Source organism: Oceanobacillus chungangensis, assembly GCF_003369565.1.
Lineage (GTDB): Bacteria > Bacillota > Bacilli > Bacillales > Amphibacillaceae > Oceanobacillus > Oceanobacillus chungangensis.
This window is the reverse complement of sequence record NZ_PIOD01000021.1, coordinates 16,526-33,955: the sequence shown is the minus strand read 5'-3', so window position 1 is coordinate 33,955 and position 17,430 is coordinate 16,526. Positions and strand designations below refer to the sequence as shown.

Annotated in this window: 19 protein-coding genes; 9 read left to right on the top strand and 10 right to left on the bottom strand. The window is 35.7% G+C overall.

All coding sequences use genetic code 11. The features are described 5' to 3' along the window. Nucleotides 1-46: 46 nt before the first annotated feature. From CWR45_RS15650 to CWR45_RS15640, 3 genes are all read right to left on the bottom strand, one after another. Nucleotides 47-1,225, bottom strand: coding sequence for a dicarboxylate/amino acid:cation symporter (locus CWR45_RS15650; RefSeq protein ID WP_115750800.1), 1,179 nt, complete (start codon nucleotides 1,223-1,225; stop codon nucleotides 47-49). 124 nt (nucleotides 1,226-1,349) lie between these two features. Next, nucleotides 1,350-1,538 carry a hypothetical protein gene (locus tag CWR45_RS15645; RefSeq protein WP_115750799.1) on the bottom strand — a complete coding sequence of 63 codons (189 nt, stop codon included), beginning with the start codon at nucleotides 1,536-1,538 and terminating at the stop codon, nucleotides 1,350-1,352. An 84-nt stretch (nucleotides 1,539-1,622) separates the two neighbouring features. Then, on the bottom strand, nucleotides 1,623-2,891 hold the full coding sequence (locus CWR45_RS15640; protein ID WP_115750798.1) for a BaiN/RdsA family NAD(P)/FAD-dependent oxidoreductase: 1,269 nt from the start codon (nucleotides 2,889-2,891) through the stop codon (nucleotides 1,623-1,625). A 335-nt stretch (nucleotides 2,892-3,226) separates the two neighbouring features. Here CWR45_RS15640 and CWR45_RS15635 point away from each other — a divergent pair, with 335 nt between their 5' ends. From CWR45_RS15635 to CWR45_RS15610, 6 genes are all read left to right on the top strand, one after another. Further along, on the top strand, nucleotides 3,227-4,861 hold the full coding sequence (locus CWR45_RS15635) for a putative polysaccharide biosynthesis protein (protein WP_115750797.1): 1,635 nt from the start codon (nucleotides 3,227-3,229) through the stop codon (nucleotides 4,859-4,861). A 435-nt stretch (nucleotides 4,862-5,296) separates the two neighbouring features. Continuing rightward, nucleotides 5,297-6,010: a pseudouridine synthase gene (locus CWR45_RS15630; protein ID WP_115750796.1), complete on the top strand. Its 714-nt coding sequence runs from the start codon at nucleotides 5,297-5,299 to the stop codon at nucleotides 6,008-6,010. Nucleotides 6,011-6,036: 26 nt separating this feature from the next. After that, a complete protein-coding gene (gene thpR / locus CWR45_RS15625) occupies nucleotides 6,037-6,612 on the top strand; it encodes an RNA 2',3'-cyclic phosphodiesterase (protein WP_115750795.1) in 576 nt (191 codons plus the stop codon). A gap of 30 nt (nucleotides 6,613-6,642) precedes the next feature. Next, nucleotides 6,643-7,590, top strand: a complete 948-nt coding sequence (locus tag CWR45_RS15620) for an NERD domain-containing protein (protein WP_115750794.1) — start codon at nucleotides 6,643-6,645, stop codon at nucleotides 7,588-7,590. Nucleotides 7,591-7,593: 3 nt separating this feature from the next. Continuing rightward, a complete protein-coding gene (locus tag CWR45_RS15615) occupies nucleotides 7,594-8,517 on the top strand; it encodes a diacylglycerol/lipid kinase family protein (protein WP_115750793.1) in 924 nt (307 codons plus the stop codon). A 94-nt stretch (nucleotides 8,518-8,611) separates the two neighbouring features. Beyond that, on the top strand, nucleotides 8,612-9,430 hold the full coding sequence (locus CWR45_RS15610; protein WP_115750792.1) for a phosphotransferase family protein: 819 nt from the start codon (nucleotides 8,612-8,614) through the stop codon (nucleotides 9,428-9,430). Here the strand turns inward: CWR45_RS15610 and CWR45_RS15605 are convergent. Beyond that, on the bottom strand, nucleotides 9,416-9,703 hold the full coding sequence (locus CWR45_RS15605; protein WP_115750791.1) for a YtzH-like family protein: 288 nt from the start codon (nucleotides 9,701-9,703) through the stop codon (nucleotides 9,416-9,418). The two genes, CWR45_RS15610 and CWR45_RS15605, sit on opposite strands and share 15 nt — an antisense overlap. 78 nt (nucleotides 9,704-9,781) lie before the next feature. Between CWR45_RS15605 and trmB the strand changes: the two genes are divergently transcribed. Next, the gene (trmB, locus tag CWR45_RS15600) at nucleotides 9,782-10,426 is read left to right on the top strand and encodes a tRNA (guanosine(46)-N7)-methyltransferase TrmB (RefSeq protein ID WP_115750790.1); all 645 of its coding nucleotides are present in this window, start codon (nucleotides 9,782-9,784) and stop codon (nucleotides 10,424-10,426) included. A gap of 126 nt (nucleotides 10,427-10,552) precedes the next feature. On the opposite strand, the gene CWR45_RS15595 is transcribed toward trmB, so the two are convergent. The 5 genes from CWR45_RS15595 to CWR45_RS19915 form a co-directional block, all read right to left on the bottom strand. After that, on the bottom strand, nucleotides 10,553-11,545 hold the full coding sequence (locus CWR45_RS15595) for an SPFH domain-containing protein (protein WP_115750873.1): 993 nt from the start codon (nucleotides 11,543-11,545) through the stop codon (nucleotides 10,553-10,555). Between the two features lie 369 nt (nucleotides 11,546-11,914). Continuing rightward, entirely contained in the window at nucleotides 11,915-12,709 is a 795-nt protein-coding gene (locus tag CWR45_RS15590; protein ID WP_115750789.1) for a TPM domain-containing protein, read from the bottom strand. Beyond that, nucleotides 12,710-13,738, bottom strand: coding sequence for a TFIIB-type zinc ribbon-containing protein (locus CWR45_RS15585; protein ID WP_115750788.1), 1,029 nt, complete (start codon nucleotides 13,736-13,738; stop codon nucleotides 12,710-12,712). Nucleotides 13,739-13,779: 41 nt separating this feature from the next. Further along, nucleotides 13,780-14,421, bottom strand: a complete 642-nt coding sequence (locus tag CWR45_RS15580; RefSeq protein ID WP_115750787.1) for a PspA/IM30 family protein — start codon at nucleotides 14,419-14,421, stop codon at nucleotides 13,780-13,782. 282 nt (nucleotides 14,422-14,703) lie between these two features. Next, nucleotides 14,704-14,880: a hypothetical protein gene (locus CWR45_RS19915; RefSeq protein WP_170138885.1), complete on the bottom strand. Its 177-nt coding sequence runs from the start codon at nucleotides 14,878-14,880 to the stop codon at nucleotides 14,704-14,706. A gap of 216 nt (nucleotides 14,881-15,096) precedes the next feature. Here CWR45_RS19915 and CWR45_RS15575 point away from each other — a divergent pair, with 216 nt between their 5' ends. Then, nucleotides 15,097-16,278 carry a DHH family phosphoesterase gene (locus CWR45_RS15575; protein WP_115750786.1) on the top strand — a complete coding sequence of 394 codons (1,182 nt, stop codon included), beginning with the start codon at nucleotides 15,097-15,099 and terminating at the stop codon, nucleotides 16,276-16,278. 331 nt (nucleotides 16,279-16,609) lie between these two features. Here the strand turns inward: CWR45_RS15575 and CWR45_RS15570 are convergent, their stop codons facing one another. Beyond that, nucleotides 16,610-16,816: a YjzC family protein gene (locus CWR45_RS15570; RefSeq protein WP_115750785.1), complete on the bottom strand. Its 207-nt coding sequence runs from the start codon at nucleotides 16,814-16,816 to the stop codon at nucleotides 16,610-16,612. Between the two features lie 232 nt (nucleotides 16,817-17,048). On the opposite strand from CWR45_RS15570, the gene CWR45_RS20525 reads away from it, so the two are divergent. Then, a complete protein-coding gene (locus CWR45_RS20525) occupies nucleotides 17,049-17,303 on the top strand; it encodes a DUF2071 domain-containing protein (RefSeq protein WP_115750784.1) in 255 nt (84 codons plus the stop codon). Nucleotides 17,304-17,430: the final 127 nt, after the last annotated feature.

The following is a 17,430-nucleotide window of genomic DNA, read 5'->3' as shown; positions in this document are numbered from 1 at the left end:
AGTATAATGAGAAGGGATGAAATGCCGATTTCATCCCTTCTCGTATTTAAGCTTTTAGTTTTGACGATTTCCCAGATTTACTTAAGCTATCTGTAATAGAAGCGAGTGCACCATCGCCTGTAACATTACACGCAGTTCCAAAACTATCTTGGGCTAGGTAAAGAGCAATCATTAGAGAAAGCAATGTTTGGTCAAAACCTAGTATGCTCTCCAATAAACCTGCTGCTGCCATCACTGCCCCGCCAGGAACACCAGGAGCAGCAACCATTGTTATACCAAGCATCAAGATAAACTGAAAATAGGCGCCGAAAGAGATTGCATCGCCCTGAAGATACATCACTGCTAATGAACAGCTAACAAGTGTTATAGTACTTCCGGACAAATGGATTGTTGCAAACAATGGAACTGTAAAATCTGCAATACTTTCTTTGATTTTTAATGTTTTTGACTGTTTTAAAGTAACTGGAATTGTTGCGGCAGAAGATTGTGAACCGAGTGCCGTGAAATATGCAGGGAGCATTTGTTTTATCATTCTAAATGGATTCTGTTTACTCATTGAACCTGCAACGGAATATTGGAGAATCAAATAAAGAATATGTAAAATGATAATCATTACAAATACTTTTGCAAATACCGATAAAATTGTAGCAACTTGCCCTGCATGTGTCATATTGGCGAATATACCAAAAATATGAAAAGGCAGTAATGGAATAATGAATTTCTCAATTACTAAATTAATAATATCTCGAAAATCATTCATTACATGAAGTAACTTATCGCCTTTGATTGCTGCAATACCAATACCTAAAACAAATGCTAGTAGGAGTGCGGTCATCACTTCCATTGGTGGCGGCATCTCAATCACAATAAACGATTCACTTAAGCCTTGTGATGGGTCTGTTACAGACTCCATAGACTGATTGCCAAGTAAGTTTGGATAGAGACCTCGTGCCACAAAATAAGCGATCAACCCAGCGATAATGGTAGAAGCATAAGCCAATGCTGTGCTTAAGCCAAGAGTCTTTCCTGCACCGAGTCCCATTGTTCCGATACCAGGAGTAATGAACCCAATAATAATTAAGGGGATGATGAAGCTCAAGAACCCTCCGAATAGTCCGTTAAATGTTGCGAATAGGCGTATGATTTCTTCGCTTACAAATGAGCCTATAAGTACCCCAAGAATAATTGCTAGTATAATCCGTCCTAATAATCCAAATTGCTTCATCGATTTCCCTTCCTTCTAAAATTATATATTCATCCATTCTACATTAAAAAGAGGGGAGTGGTTATTTTTTATTTATTCAGTAAAATGAAAAAGCGCACCTAATAGGCTGCGCTTTTTTTGTCTGTTAGCTCATTCCAAAGGTACCCATACTTCCAGATTTACTATTTTTGTTTCCACCCATGTTCGACATAAATGGGAGCATGTTCTGTACAGTTTGTCCTAGCCCTTGGTTATTCTTTGTCATCGTATAAAAGGTTGCTGCTCCAACGCCAACTGAAGCAATTAATGGTATCCACATTCCATTCTTTTCCATCCTTTATCACTCCTTCAAAGTTGCTTCCAGACATGCTTAGATTGGCTTTAAATAGTTTATATATGCTAAGAATTATTTCCCAATTTAGGATGGAATTGCTAGTGACTCTTTCGCTGCATTCATACCAGCAAGTCTCCCAGTTACAAGTGCGGATGTAATATTATATCCACCTGTATAGCCATGAATATCTAGAATTTCGCCACAGAAATATAATCCGTGCATTAACTTCGATTGCATCGTATTTGGTACAATTTCTTTAATTGAAACTCCGCCACCAGTGACAAAAGCTTTTTCCATTGGCAGCGATCCATTTACATAGAATGAGAGATTTTTGATTGTATGGATAATTGAACGGACCGTTTCATTTGAAATGTTGCCGCTTTTCTGTTCATCACTTACATTATTTTGTTCCAATATAAAGCTGAGAAATCTTTCGGGAACTATTCCTTTCATTAAGTTCTTGAATGCTTTCTTTGGATTTTCTTCAATTGCTATCAAAATATCCTGAACTAGTTTATGTTCTTTTTGGGCAGGTAGAGCATCGATGACCATTGGAACTTTCGTTTGTCCCTTCATCAATTCCTTTACAACAAATTGCGAGCAGCGTAATACAGCCGGTCCAGATACACCGAAATGCGTAAAAATCATGTCCATTTGATGGGTAATAATCGGTTTATTACTTTTATTCAAAACTGATACCGCTGCATCTCTTAATGACAACCCTTGTAAGCTTTTGTCTTGTATGAAAGCTTCATTAGAGGTTAATGCTACCTCTGTTGGATAAAGATCTGTAATGGTATGTCCTGCTTTTTTAGCCCATGCATATCCGTCTCCCGTAGAACCAGTATATGGAACAGCTTTCCCACCAACGGCAATAACAAGTGCTTTTGTTTTGATATGCTCTCCGTCTTTTAATATAACGGTATGCTCGTCATCACTGTAATGAATTGCTTCAACAGGAGTATCTTGCTTTACATGAACATGTAATTCATTTAATTTATTGATTAAAGCATTTACAACTGTTTTCGCGGAATTGGATACCGGGAACATCCGGCCATGATCCTCTTCCTTTAATCCAACTCCCATATTTTCAAAATAATCAATGATATCGTAGTTATTAAAAACGGAAAAAGCACTGTATAAGAATCTCCCGTTACCTGGTATATGTTTGATTACTTCTTCTTGTGGCAGGCGATTTGTTACATTACATCTGCCCCCACCAGAGATTGCTAATTTCTTTCCAAGTTTGTTTCCCTTTTCTAGTAGTAGAGTCTTTGCACCTTGTTCTGCTGCTCCAATAGCAGCCATTAATCCAGAAGGTCCACCACCTATTACGATTACGTCATATGTCAATTCGTTTCATTCCTTTCAATTGGTAGATAAGCAAGTTTAAAATCATTCTTAAGGAATAAGTGCATCTATGGTTACTACCTAAAGACTTGGTGACAACCAAGTTTGCTAATATATTACACTAAATCTAGGGTTTGCTCAATTTCGTAATGAATTGACAGCTGATGAAGAATTTCAAGAAATTATTTAACGTTAAAAATAATCTACCAACTAGACAAACCATGCATTACTTAAATATATAATTCCTAAATGTAGTGTACAAACATTATCAATCTTTAACCTTTCTATGGTAAAATAACGTTTGAATCTAATTATGCAAATGAAATTAAGGTGAAAAAATGTCGAATGTTGTAAGAAGTTCTATGTTGCTTACCGGGGCAACATTTTTATCGAAATTTTTAGGAATGATTTATCTTATTCCTTTTAATGCACTTGTAGGCGCTGAAGGTGGAACATTATACTCCTTTGCGTATATACCGTATACAATCATGTTAAGTATTTCTACAGTAGGTTTACCTCTGGCAATGTCGAAAATAGTATCGAAATATAACGCATTAGGTGATTATGAAACTGGAAGGCGTATGTTCAAATATGGAACAAGCCTAATGTTTGTTACGGGAGTTGTATCTTTTTTAATCTTGTTTTTTGGTGCTGAATACCTAGCACATGGCTTTATGGAAGACAATGCATATAGTACGATTACTGTTGCAGATATTACAATGGTAATTCGAATGGTGAGCTTTGCGCTTATCATTATTCCATCGATGAGTATTGTTCGTGGCTTTTTTCAGGGCTATGAATCAATGGGACCTACAGCTGTTTCACAAGTTGTTGAGCAGCTTGCCCGAATATTGTTTGTATTAATATCTGTTTTTATTGTAATTGTAATTATGGATGGTAGTATCCCTACCGCTGTTGGTTATGCAACGTTTGGAGCATTTATTGGTGCGATTGCCTCGTCCTTTATTCTTTTTCTTTACTGGAGATTTCGTAAACCGTACCTTGATCAACAGCTTGAACAGCAAAGATTCTCAAGTAAACATACGACGAAGGATTTATTCAAAGAACTATTTAGTTATGCTGGTCCGTTTATAATTGTTGCTCTTGCAACTTCCTTATATCAATTGGTTGATTCTTTTACATTCCAACGCGCAATGACTGCAGCGGGGCTTGGTGATATTTGGGAGGTGGCTCTCGGAGCAATCAATACGTATGGGCATAAATTGGTAATTTTGCCAGGAACAATTGCTACAGGTCTCTCTTTAGCGATTTTACCTGCTTTAACTAAAACATTTGCACAGAAAAATATGGTATTGGTACATAAGCAAATTAATCAAGCATTGCAAATTGTACTTGTGCTTGTAATTCCGGCAGTAGTTGGGCTTGCGGCATTAGGAAATGAAGCATACGGGGCACTTTACGGCTTAAAATATATAGATATAACGGGCCCATTATTGGCATGGTATGCACCAGTCGGATTATTATTTGCTTTATTTACTGTAACAGCATCGATCTTACAAGGAATAAATCAGCAAAATTATACTGTGATTAGTTTATTAGGTGGTTTGCTTGCTAAGGTGTTATTAAATGCACAATTAATTCATATGTTTGGTGCGAAGGGGTCCATTATAGGAACAGGTTTAGCAGTTGGAATTGCTGTAGCTTTGAATTTATGGAGGATTAAAGTAGCGGTTGAGTTTTCTTTCCGACAAATAAACAAGCGAACAATGCTAATAGGAATATTCTCAGCTGTAATGTATATCGTTATTTGGTTTTTAAAATTTGTGTATGGAATGTTTATCGAATATGAGGAATCACGTTTAGCAACAATCATTGTACTAATTCTAGGAGTCGGATTAGGTGGCGGAGTTTATTTATGGCTCGCCTATTCATCAACCCTACTAGAACGAGTGTTCGGTGGACGAGTCCCACTTGTTGGCAAGTTAAAAGGAAGACTAGCTAGGTTAAAATAATAAGCTGTATTTTATGAATGCTTTTTTAGTGATGAATGATATTTAGAAGTTGAAATAAACTGTTGACTTGTGTGGGATCTTGGGCCGGCCGCTCCAGAAATACACTTCGCTTTCCGTGGAGAGCTGGCGTGCCTTCCCGCAGGAGTCTCCGTGTATTTCTTACGCTAAGATGATTCGAGAAATTATTATTTACTGTCTCTCTATAAAATGAAATATTGTTTACCTCTCTTATGGCTGTTGATTGTAGCGGAGGACAGGAGACTCCTGCGGGAACAGCGAAGATGTTGAGACCATAGCGTTTTTTGCTAGGGGCTCAGCTCGAGCCCGCGGAAAGCGACTGTCCGCAGCGGAAATCAACATTGCTGTTAGTCCGCAGTTTATCTAAACAATAACATATGATACAAAATAAGCCACAAATAGAAGGGTGGATAATTGATGCGCCTTGATAAATTATTAGCCAATATGGGCTATGGTAGTAGAAAAGATGTAAAAGCATTGATGAAGAAAAAACTTGTTACAGTTAATAATGCAATAGTTAAAGACGGAAGCATCCATGTCAGTCCAGATGCAGATATTATAAAAGTGAATGAAAGTATCGTGACTTACAAAAAATACATATATCTGTTAATGAATAAACCTCAAGGAGTTATTTCAGCTACGACAGATGCTAGAGATAAAACAGTAATCGACCTATTGGCAAATGACGTGAAGCATTTTAACCCGTTTCCAGTAGGAAGATTAGATAAAGATACGGAAGGGCTTTTATTAATTACGAACGATGGAGACCTTGCACATCAATTGGTATCCCCAACTAAAAATGTAGGTAAAACCTATTTCGCGAGGATCCAAGGGAAAGTAACAGAAGAAGACGTTGAAAAATTTCGGAATGGGATCATACTAGAAGATGGTTATCAAGCAAAGCCAGCAGAATTGACCATTTTAAACAGTGAAGAAGTATCAGAGATTGAAGTAACGGTAACAGAGGGGAAATATCATCAAGTGAAGCGAATGTTTGAAGCTGTAGACAAAAAGGTGATTTATTTACAAAGACTTTCAATGGGCCCTTTAGAACTTGATCGTTCACTTGCACTGGGGTCTTATCGAGAGTTGAATGAAGAAGAACTAGCATACTGTTTATCGCTTAAGTGAGTAAAATTACTGGAGGTGCTGTTTTATTGTCTGGATTACCGCATTATTTTATCGCAATCCAATTACCAAAGGCTTTGCAGGAGTATTACTCCAGTTGGCAAGATGATTTAAAAGATAGGTTAGCTTATAAACAATGGACAGCTAAGCAAGATTTGCATATTACGCTTAAGTTTTTAGGGCCAACAGACGATAATAAATTAAGTAGACTGAAAAGTGATTTAACAAATAATTTTAATGGTGTAACAAAAATGTCAACACAAGTTGGTTCTATTGGGGTATTCGGAAATTCTAATAGGCCCAGAGTATTGTTTGTTGAAGTTGAGAGAAATACTGCACTTTCAAATCTACAAGAAATAGTTGAAAAAACAGCTGAAAATGTAGGATTTACAAAAGAAAAACGTACATTTCACCCACATATTACCTTAGCTAAAAAGTGGGTGGGAGAAGAGGATTTACAGTTTAAAGATATTTTTCCGGAATTAAGGCATGAGTTTAGCGAATGGCAAAGCATGCTGGTAGAAGAAGTGGTGTTATTTAAAATACACCCAGAGAATAATCCTAAATATGAGATAATTGATAGGTATACACTAAAAAATAGATAGATAAAACTAGAAAGCAGTGGAGGTTGATGTATGGCACAATTGATAAAACTTCAGGATTATATCTCTCGCTATGAATGGGATACATACAAATACCCCTCCCAATATATAAGATTAAAAAGTGATAATTGGCAAAAGCTTTACCAAAGTTGGATTGATCCTGAGGAGGAAGCGGTCGAAAGCGATGAAAGTACGCCAAAATTGCAAGATACCAAATCAAGATTTTCAAAGCTAAAAAACTTAGTGAGGAAAAATAAAGAGGTAGAACAACCATTGCAGCCGATGGAGAAGAAGAAATCGCTTATCTTGCCGGACACGGAGGAAGGGTTGAAACAATTCTTCTTAAATAATCTTTTTTCCTTTCAGTTAAAGTGGGCGACATCAACGATGACACATATATCTTTTGTGAATGAATCATACTATCAGGACCCACGATTAACTTATTTGCTACAACGATTTCCGGATACTTTTCTAATCATGTATTATCCGATTTTTAATTTAAAAAATGCTCCAATTGAATCAGAAATAATCTTGATTACACCGGTAGGGATTGAAATTATTTATTTTATTGAAGAAAGATCTGAAGCAGTGATAATGGCTGGAGATGAGCGAACATGGACAATCGATTTTAAAACCCGAGTATCGAAAGTGTTGAGCCCACTAATAGCCTTGAAACGAACGGAGAAGGTTGTAAAGAGTATTCTACATTCATATGAAATCGATGACTTTGCTGTTCGGAAAACAGTGTTATCCAGAACGAATGCTATTGTATATGCTACCGAACCGTACCAAACAAAAATCATCGATAAAGATAAATATAATCAGTGGTTTGACGCAAGACGCCGACTATCATCTCCACTTAAAAATAGACAATTGAAGGTTGCCGAATTACTATTAAGACATTGCAAATCAGTGTCAATGAGGCGACAGGAATGGGATGAATGGGGCACTCCATATCAGTTTGTCGACTTGGAGGATTAAGATATGTATATATTTATTATTAATCCACGGGCTGGGAATGGTCGTGCGAAGCATATTTTTTCCCAAATTACAAAAAGCAATCTCTATCAAAAATTTGAAAGTACATACTACTTTACGAAATATCCTGGTCATGCAGAAGAAATTGCAAATCAAATTCTTGAGGATCCCAAGCTAGAATCCATTATCGTTATTGGTGGTGATGGTACGATTCATGAAGTATTGAATGGCCTAGCAAATAGCAGCGTGCCTGTTGCTTTTATTCCTGGTGGATCTGGCAATGATTTCGCAAGGGGATGTAATATTAAAGGTTCACCACTAGAGGTGTTACGTGATATTATTAATAGAGATAGCAGTAGTAAACCATATTGGATAGGAAACTATAGACAAGATCAGCAGCCAAATAGAAACTTTGTGAATTCGATTGGCTTTGGATTTGATGCACAAATTGCGGATACGGTAAATAAATCCGTTTATAAAAATATACTTAATCGATTAGGAATTGGAACATTTAGTTATGTAATTGCACTTATTCAAGTATTAATTCGTTTTAAACCGATGATGGTAAATATTAATATTAATCAAAAACAAAGAAAATTAACAAACTGCTGGATGGTAACAACAGGTAATCATCCTTATTATGGCGGGGGTATGAAGATTATCCCCAACGCAAAAATACAACCTAATATCTTACCAGTCTTAATTATTCATGATATTTCAAAATGGAAGGTGCTATCATTATTTATCACTGTATTTTTTGGAAAACATCTGATGTTTAAAGAAGTGGAAGTATTAGAAACGACAGGGTTTACAATAGATTCTGATCAGGAAATATTTTTTCAGGTGGATGGTCAGACGGGTACATGTAAATCATGTATAATAACGAAGCAAACCGAACCAGTTAATTTACAAGGTACAAACATAAGATAGGCACAATGGGAAATAAATATACATGGTTGTAATTTGTCCTTGTTACCTATAAAATATGTAAATGAATGCTAATTTTGAAAGATGTGAAGAATATATGTTGGAATGGCTTGAGCGTGCGTTAGGGGATGGCTGGAAATTAACACCAGCTGGTGGATTAACAGGGGAAGCATTTTTCGCTACAAAGAATGATAAACGATTATTCTTAAAACGGAATTCTTCACCGTTTTTAGCTGTACTCTCTGCCGAGGGTATCGTCCCGAAACTAATATGGACTAGACGGATGGAAAACGGGGATGTAATAACTGCGCAAGAATGGCTTGATGGCAGGGAACTAAAGCCAGCAGATATGCAACATCAACGAGTAGCAAATTTATTATATAAGATTCACCATTCCACTGAATTATTGCACATGCTCATGCGATTAGGAATTAAACCAGTGACTTCAGATGATATGTTTATTAATATTCAGGAACAAGTAAACAGATTGGAACTGCTTAATCGTTATGAAGATGTAAGGTTGGCATTAATCTATCTTGAACGATTATTACCGAAGACACGTAACCAAAAACTAGTTGTTTGTCATAGTGACTTAAATCATAATAATTTATTACTTTCTAAGAATGGAAAGATTTATTTAATTGATTGGGATAATGCATCGATAGCAGATCCAGCATCCGATTTCGGGATGGTACTGAAATGGTATATTCCTCGTGAAAATTGGGTTGAATGGCTAGAGAAATATGGAGTGGCAAAAGATAATTATTTGCAAGAACGCATGTATTGGTATCTTCTGCATGATTCACTCCATTATTTATGTTGGCATTTAGAGCGTAAAGAACCGATTAAAGTAATGGAAAGATTAAAGGACTTATATGAATTAAATGAACAAGCTAAACAACTATTTAATATCTAGTTGTTTAATTGCGCTTATCCAGGATTGGATATTTTCGGTATTTGTTATTATGTGCTCCGGTACATTTTGGGCATTTTCTCCTTCTCTTCCGTAATTGTAAATTTCCGGAAGCAGTTGCAGTAATTGATCATCCGTGATCCGGTTGTTTGCCATCATATTTTTGACAAGCCGTTTTATTTGTTGGTATTCTGAGACTTCACCGATACCGTCACCAGCTTGCTCATCTAGAATGTCCTGTAATAATGTTAATAGATTATTCACATTAAGTGTCATTTGTAATCACCTCATGGCACTAGTTTCTATCATAATTATTTTTTTATACTAAGTTTAGAAGTAAAGAGAGGTAAAGTCATGCGTCAACGTCATAAACCTTGGGCAGATGAATTCTTACTTGAAAATAATCATCTTGTCATCCCAAGTGCAACAGAACATCGCCAGAATTGGCAGAAGGTATTTGGAAATGATAAGCCAATCCATCTAGAAGTAGGTACTGGAAAAGGTCAATTTCTAATTGGAATGGCAAAACAATATCCAGAAATAAATTTCATTGGAATTGAAATCGCAAAAAGTGTTATCGTTTCAGCAACTGAAAAAGTAATAGATTCTGGATTAGATAATATTTTATTATTAAATGAAGATGCAAGTGATCTACGTGAAATATTTGGAGAAAATGAAATAGCAGGACTTTATTTAAATTTCTCAGATCCATGGCCGAAGAATCGTCATGAAAAGAGAAGGCTGACATACCATTCATTCTTAGAGCAATACGAAGAGATACTTGATCAGAATGGTGAACTTATTTTTAAAACGGATAATCGAGGGTTATTTGAATATTCGCTTGTTAGCTTCAATAATTACGGCCTGAAATTGGAGGAAGTAAATCTGGATCTTCATGCGATTGATGATGAAACAAATGTCATGACGGAATATGAAGAAAAGTTCTCGTCTAAAGGACAAGTTATTTATCGTTGTAAGGCTCGATTTGAATCGCGCTAAGTGATTAGATTTGGTAAAGGGTTGGGTGTTTTTCTAACTAGAAAAAAACTGTCTAACAAGATGCATAATGCAATCTGTGAGACAGTTTTTTTATTGATTATAACTCGCAAATCGTAAGTCAACAATTCAGGCTAGTTTCTGACCGCAGTTAGGACAGAAGTTTGCTCCAGTTGCTTTTTCACCGCAGTTAGGACAGAAGTTAGGTTTTTTACCGTTATTACTTGGAGCATTTTGATTTGATTGAGCAGTTACTTGTGAATTTGATTCTTGATTTTGTTGTCTCATGTTCTTCATCATTTCATTCGCAACATTCATGCCCATCATCATGCCTGTCATATCGGAAGCTGTACCGCCACCCTTAACTTTCCCAGAAGCAATCCCATCCGTCATTGAGACCTGCTGGTACCTGCCAAGATCGCCAATCATGCCATGAGAAGCTGATTTGGTAATCATCTTTTGGATTTCTTTAGGATAATTGAAGCTCATAATCGTAAAAGCCGTTATGGACATGCCGTTATTCATAATTTCCATGTCTAAATCTTCTTGAATTCCTTTTGCTATTTCAAATGCGTTTGCTTGTAAATTAAACATATCTTTGCATTCTTTCGTTATCCACTTCATAAGAAGTTGATCAAGAATAGAAGTTATTCGAATTTTTATGTCTTCAACTAAATACGTTTTTTTAACCCCGGCAATGTTGTCAATTAAAGGGATATAATCGTTTACCTTAAAACTAAATGTTCCGTTTGCCCGGATTGGAATACCACCTGGTAGGGAAGGGGAGGGAATATTAATTGCATTCTTCGTTCCCCATTTAACGGTAAATTCTTTTGTATTGACAAATAAGACTTCTACTCGTAGTCCGGAATTGAATCCGAAACGGAAACCTTTTAAATTTGATAAAAAGGGGATAATTTCAGATTCGATGTTATATTCACCATCATCTTGAAAAATTCCCTCAATCTTTCCGTTGTTAATAAATATTGCATCTTGCCCAGGGCGGATGAATAGTTTACTGCCTTTTTTTATTTCTCGATTTGTCCATTTCCAGAAAATCATATCATCTCTAAATTCTTCCCATTCTACTACATCAGAAAATTGACTGCTAAAAAATCCCATATTTTCATTCATTCCTTTCTCATATATCTTTCATATCTTTCTTTATCAATGTTTAGTTAAAACAAACTAACTTAAGATGATAATTTGCTTCCTAGACAGCCGCTCCGGAAATACACTTCGCTTTCCGCGGGGAGCTGGTGAGCCTCTTTGTGCTGACGCACTTCAGTGTCTCACCTAGGCTCTTCTTCTCGCAGGAGTCTACGTGTATTTCCTCCGCTGGGTGAGTGAAAAAACTTCCATAAAAGAATGGCGTCTTGTATGAACGGCAATTTATCTAAACAATTGAAATCAAAATTATCGTTAGTTCGAACTTAATATCGAATTTTAATTCACTATATTACTTGTAAAAAATATAAGAAAAATGCCTACTTAAAAACTTCCACGGCTTCCGCTGTGGGAGTGGCCACCGCTGGTCCTGCCGCCTCCGCCTCCGCCGCCACGTCCGCTGCCATTATTATTGGATGGTTTTCTTGTTTTGGTAACTGTTGTTCTTAAATATCGATCTTTTCTTCTTGTAACTTGTGCTGTATTTAAATAGGTTCTTTCATTAACAGTTACTCTTCCTCCTGAATTGAATGCCATTAAGCCGACAATGATTGCCGCCAATGCAATTGGTGCTAGGATTTGAAACCAGAGCTTGAAAATAAACAGCTCAGGATTAATCCACGGGCTGATACCCATATATTTAGAGGAAGTTTGTATAAAGATAGTGAATGCATCATAGTAGTCTCCATTTGATAAATCAGGCGTAATCATATTCCGGATTTGGTCTAGTCTACTATCGCTTAAATATTCATCTGCCTTATAAAATCCCGCTAAATAAACATCTCCACTTTTCATATCAAGTGTTATAATTGCAGTATTACCATGTGGCTTATCGTAACCAAGTGCTTGTTCTTCATAGAAATCTTCCATATAAAGCTTAATATCTTTACCTTCTGTATCACTAGTTGTTAAAATGACAAAGTCTGTTTTATTTTCAGCACCATAATCACTAGCTAATTTTTCTAATTGACTCTTTTCACCCTCGGTTAATAGGTTAGCATAATCATAGATTCTTTGCTTTGAATCTAATGCAGCTGATGTCTCACTAGGTAATAATGGCAGTACGGATAGGAGAGCTATAAATAAAAAAGTAAGGGAGAATGATAATTTCCTCTGCATTTAAATCAAGCCCCCTAATAATAGCCATGAGATTAGCTTGAGTGTAATAAAACCGCCACCAGCAATACTTCCGAACCATGCAGCAATTTTACCGAAACTAAGCGGGGGCTTGCCAACTACTTTTCCTGTTTGCCCATTCATTGCAAAAATATGCTCTGACTTATTGTAATCGTAATAAAACATCCAGACAGGCAAAAGTACATAATAACTATTTTTGCTCTTCGTATTAATTCTTTTATTATTATATCTCACGGATTGGTAGCCTGAGATTGTCGAGCGAATATATGAATCGATATATTTATCTATTTTAGTCTTCACTCTTGGAAGCAGTTCTTTATCATCATAATTGTATTTCTCTGCAATATAACCAGCTAGGTATGGCGTCTTAAATTCCTTTAAACTGTTGTAATCAAATGGTTCTAGTTTATCCATTAGTTCATCATTTAATTTTTCAGATGCATCAACCGGTACTTTTTGAAAATTAAGGTCGATATCACGATAGATATCGTAATATTTGGTTTCTGTATAATTATAATCTCCTCTTGAATAGGTTCGCACCTTGGTACCAACAGCTTCAACCTTTGCATCGCTATCTAAATCATACAGCCAAAAGGGCACATAGATCCCCGTAATTCCTTTAATCCTATTCGCTTCCATAAATCCTTTAGGGGTAAGTCTTCCTTTTTTACACCATTTCTCGAATGCGGACTTCGCTTCCTCCTTACCAATGGTAAAGGGAAGTACTTTAGCAGGAGCTAAGATTCCGGATAAACGATCACCAAGAACAACGGCAGCACCACAAAAACTGCAGGATGTTGCTGAAGTATCGGCATCAGTTATAATGACGGCACCACAATTTTCACATTGGTATTCTCTTGCTTCTTCCTCTGAGAAAGTCTTTGTAATATATTCGTCAGAAAAGGCTTCAATATTGTCAGTTCTGCCACAGCTTTGACAAGTTAATAGTCCGTCTTTACTGTCAAAAATCATTTCCCCACCACAATTTGGGCATTTATATTGGATTACCATTATTGCTCTTCCCCCTTAAAACTAGGCTTCTTTTACGGATATTATTTTCCGTCCCCTAATTGTTTTTTTAGATTATTTAATTCTTCATCAATATCCCGCTTATTTTCCTTGGTTCTTTCAGGTTCTTCCAACTCTTCAAAGGGGTCTCTCCTTAACTCGGCAAGAGCGGTTGCTTCATCTAAAGCAAATTTCGTTTTTTCTTCCATCTGATCAAAAATAGGGGAATTGACTCTTTGTTGAGATTTTGCTGCAATAGAATTGCCTTTAATGACTGAGAATCGCATTTCTAATGATTGGATATCGGCAGAAAGTTTTTCACGTAGTTGTTTCATTTTTATAGAATTAGCAGTGGCAGAATCATATGCGGCTTGCAACTCAGATTCTTTTGTATCAAGAGCGGCCTTTCGTTCAAGGAAATTCCTTGCTTGATCTTCATTGCCATTTTCCAATGCTTTTACTGCATACCGCTGCATTTTATTTTGATCAACTTTACATTCGTTAAGCGCCCTTAATGTTCTTTGTTCTTCAGCTTTGACAGAAGCAGTTTCTGCTTTAATCGTACCAAGATCAAGATAAAGGTTTTTTAAGTACTGGTTGATCATTTTTTCCGGATTATCAGTTCTTTCAATTAATGGATTAATATTGCTTGACATAATATCTTTGAATCGTGTCAATATTCCCATAAACATCCTCCTTTAATAAAGAAATATGTATTACGTTATGTATGCTATTACAAATATTTTGCTTCATTTATAATACGAATAAATCAGGATAAAGTTTCAATTCATTATAGCAAATAAACGAACTGAATTATGGACAAATTTGGAAATATAGTTTTATCGCTCAAGTAATCTACAAATTATCCTTTCTTTATTCTGCAACTGAAGAGTTCATTATTAATAAAATTGAAGAAACCTATACAACGAATTCATTCGATGTATAGGTTTCTTGTATATCATTTTTAATTATTTATTACGGCGGTTACGATTATTATCATTTTGTCGGTTGTTTTGCTCTACATTCTTATCAAGAAACTCTTCCGCAAATTCCACATTATTAATTTCTTGATTTTGATTGTTATCGTTACGGTTGTTGCGGTCATTTCGATTGTTACGATCGAAATTCTTTTGGTCGTTATTCATATAAAAACCCTCCTTTTTTGTCTGAGGCAAAAAAGAAACATCTCGGAAGCATTATCATCTTCATAATTTTAATGTTCCTGTAATAGAAAGTTCTTGCCTACAAAATATATATTGCCCCATAAGTAAAAAAAAACACCAATTTTTATTTGTATTTTAATGATGTTTTCTATCAATAATTTTCTCCAGTTGTATAATACTACACTCTGAGGTGAGAATATGTATAAATTACTAAGTCATAATGATTTGGATGGTGTTGGCTGCGGAATTTTAGCGAAAATTGCTTTTGGTAATCAAGTGAAAGTCCGCTATAATTCAATTTCAGGTCTAAATGCACAAGTAGAATGGTTTTTGGAAAATGATAACAAGGAAACATTTTTACTTATTACAGATTTGTCTGTAAATGAAGAGAACGAAAAAAGAATCGATGATTTCTGCCGAGAAGGAGGGAAAGTACAGTTAATTGATCATCATAAAACTGCGCTTTCTTTTAACGAGTATGAGTGGGGAAGAGTCATAGTTGAAAAGGAGGAAGGTAAGTTAACTTCAGCGACTTCTTTATTTTATGAATATCTTGTCGAGCAACAACTTTTAACGCCATCAAATACCATTACAGAATTTGTTGAGCTTGTTAGACAATACGATACATGGGAATGGGAAAAAAATGACAACCAAAAAGCTCGGCAGCTTAATGCTCTCTTTTTCCTGACTTCGATTGATGAGTTTGAAGAAACAATGATTAATCGACTGACGAATAGTGAACATTTTTACTTTGATGAATTTGAAGAAAAAATATTAAATATGGAAGATGACAAAATTGAACGCTATATTCGCCGGAAAAGAAGGCAGCTTGTCCAAGCTAAAATTGGCAATCATTTTGCTGGTATCGTGTATGCGGAATCGTATCACTCAGAGCTGGGAAACGAACTTGGGAAAGAATACCCTCATCTGGATTATATCGCTATATTAAATATTGGTGGAAAAAGAATCGGTTTTCGAACGATTCATGATGAGGTAGATGTATCAGAAGTTGCTGGTCATTATGATGGTGGAGGGCATGCAAAAGCTGCTGGCTGCTCCTTAACAAATGAAGCATACAAATTATTTGTTGCTGAAACGTTTCATTCGGATCCTATACGGGAGGATGCGAAACGCAATCGATATAACTTGAAACAGTCTACATTTGGTTCTCTTTATAAAAATAAAAAAGAAGATATCTTTCTTCTTTATCCACTACCCGAATATGGCTGGGTGATTGACCATAATAACATTCAGCTGGACCAAATCTTTGATAGTTTTGAAGAAGGGGAAAGCTTTTTAAAACGAAATTATGAAGCATGGTTTGTTAGGGATGATACATTTGTTGAGCATTTAATGAAAATGGCAAGAAGTATAGAATGATAAATTAAATCATATTTGCAGCGCTGCATATTTAAAGGCATCTTAGTAGGCGCGATTCTAGGAAATAAGAATCGCGCCTACTAAGATTACTGTCTATCCTTTTAATTGCTGAATATATTTCATTCTTAAAATCTCTATTTACCAGTAATTGTTATCCAATGATTAAGCAAAAATAATTGATTTTGATATCTAGGAGAAGAAATAATATAAACCTGTATGTTAACGATTGCCTTTTCATATTTCTTTACACGTTTAGTTTATATAAAAAACTAACTTGGAGAAAGTATATTAGTCAATGGGGGAAAGAACCCCCCACTAAATGAATTTCACTTTATCCCTGAACACTTGGTTTGGAGAGGTTTCTTTGATTTACCCAAATTCGATTTTGATTCGTGTTTTCCGGGAATTTATCTCCAGCCTCAAGCTTTATTTGCTGCGGATTGTTTACCATGCTGCCTGTTTCTCCAATTTCTATATAAGTCCCATTATTAGGCGCCTTTTGTCCGGCACGAAACTGATTGCTACCATGTCCCCCCAATTTACTACCTCCTTAATCATTAATTTATCCTTATTATGGCTTATTGACATATTGTTCATTACTGGTAAAAACAGGTTCTCATGGTACATCGATTCAGATAATTACATAAACCAAAGACTAATGAAAATAATAATAAGAGGATAAGCCATAATGAAGGAGAACTACCATAATTGAAGACATACTAAAAAGCATAAACCATCGTGAATATCCATTACCATCCTGTTCTTGGTTTATGATGCAAAAGTGGAAGCATTTGCTGTTCATCAGCTGGCCTGTTTCAGTAGAAGTTATAGAGGGTTTAATACCACAAGGACTTGATCTTGATACTTTTGAAGGAAAGGAATGGATTAGTATTAACCCATTTAAAGTAAGTCAAATGCGCCTAAGAAAATTGCCGCCAATTCCATGTTTAAGTTCTTATTTGGAATTGAATGTACGAACGTATGTGAAGTGTGAAGGGGTCTCGAGAGAATATTTTTTAGTATAAATGTGAATAGTTTATTTACTATGTTTAGTGATAGATTGGCAACATTTCCTTATTCTTATGCGCAGATGAACTAAATAAAAAAGTTAATGCATACCATATTTCTAGTTCCAGTATTGAAAAAGAAAAA

Excerpts from the sequence above, each read along its gene's own strand:
- CWR45_RS15650 (WP_115750800.1), bottom strand. The coding sequence starts at position 1,225 with ATGAAGCAATTTGGATTATTAGGACGGATTATACTAGCAATTATTCTT.
- CWR45_RS15645 (WP_115750799.1), bottom strand. The coding sequence starts at position 1,538 with ATGGAAAAGAATGGAATGTGGATACCATTAATTGCTTCAGTTGGCGTT.
- CWR45_RS15635 (WP_115750797.1), top strand. The coding sequence starts at position 3,227 with ATGTCGAATGTTGTAAGAAGTTCTATGTTGCTTACCGGGGCAACATTT.
- CWR45_RS15630 (WP_115750796.1), top strand. The coding sequence starts at position 5,297 with ATGCGCCTTGATAAATTATTAGCCAATATGGGCTATGGTAGTAGAAAA.
- CWR45_RS15620 (WP_115750794.1), top strand. The coding sequence starts at position 6,643 with ATGGCACAATTGATAAAACTTCAGGATTATATCTCTCGCTATGAATGG.
- CWR45_RS15615 (WP_115750793.1), top strand. The coding sequence starts at position 7,594 with ATGTATATATTTATTATTAATCCACGGGCTGGGAATGGTCGTGCGAAG.
- CWR45_RS15610 (WP_115750792.1), top strand. The coding sequence starts at position 8,612 with ATGTTGGAATGGCTTGAGCGTGCGTTAGGGGATGGCTGGAAATTAACA.
- CWR45_RS15605 (WP_115750791.1), bottom strand. The coding sequence starts at position 9,703 with ATGACACTTAATGTGAATAATCTATTAACATTATTACAGGACATTCTA.
- trmB (WP_115750790.1), top strand. The coding sequence starts at position 9,782 with ATGCGTCAACGTCATAAACCTTGGGCAGATGAATTCTTACTTGAAAAT.
- CWR45_RS15595 (WP_115750873.1), bottom strand. The coding sequence starts at position 11,545 with ATGGGATTTTTTAGCAGTCAATTTTCTGATGTAGTAGAATGGGAAGAA.
- CWR45_RS15590 (WP_115750789.1), bottom strand. The coding sequence starts at position 12,709 with ATGCAGAGGAAATTATCATTCTCCCTTACTTTTTTATTTATAGCTCTC.
- CWR45_RS15585 (WP_115750788.1), bottom strand. The coding sequence starts at position 13,738 with ATGGTAATCCAATATAAATGCCCAAATTGTGGTGGGGAAATGATTTTT.
- CWR45_RS15580 (WP_115750787.1), bottom strand. The coding sequence starts at position 14,421 with ATGGGAATATTGACACGATTCAAAGATATTATGTCAAGCAATATTAAT.
- CWR45_RS19915 (WP_170138885.1), bottom strand. The coding sequence starts at position 14,880 with ATGAATAACGACCAAAAGAATTTCGATCGTAACAATCGAAATGACCGC.
- CWR45_RS15575 (WP_115750786.1), top strand. The coding sequence starts at position 15,097 with ATGTATAAATTACTAAGTCATAATGATTTGGATGGTGTTGGCTGCGGA.
- CWR45_RS20525 (WP_115750784.1), top strand. The coding sequence starts at position 17,049 with ATGATGCAAAAGTGGAAGCATTTGCTGTTCATCAGCTGGCCTGTTTCA.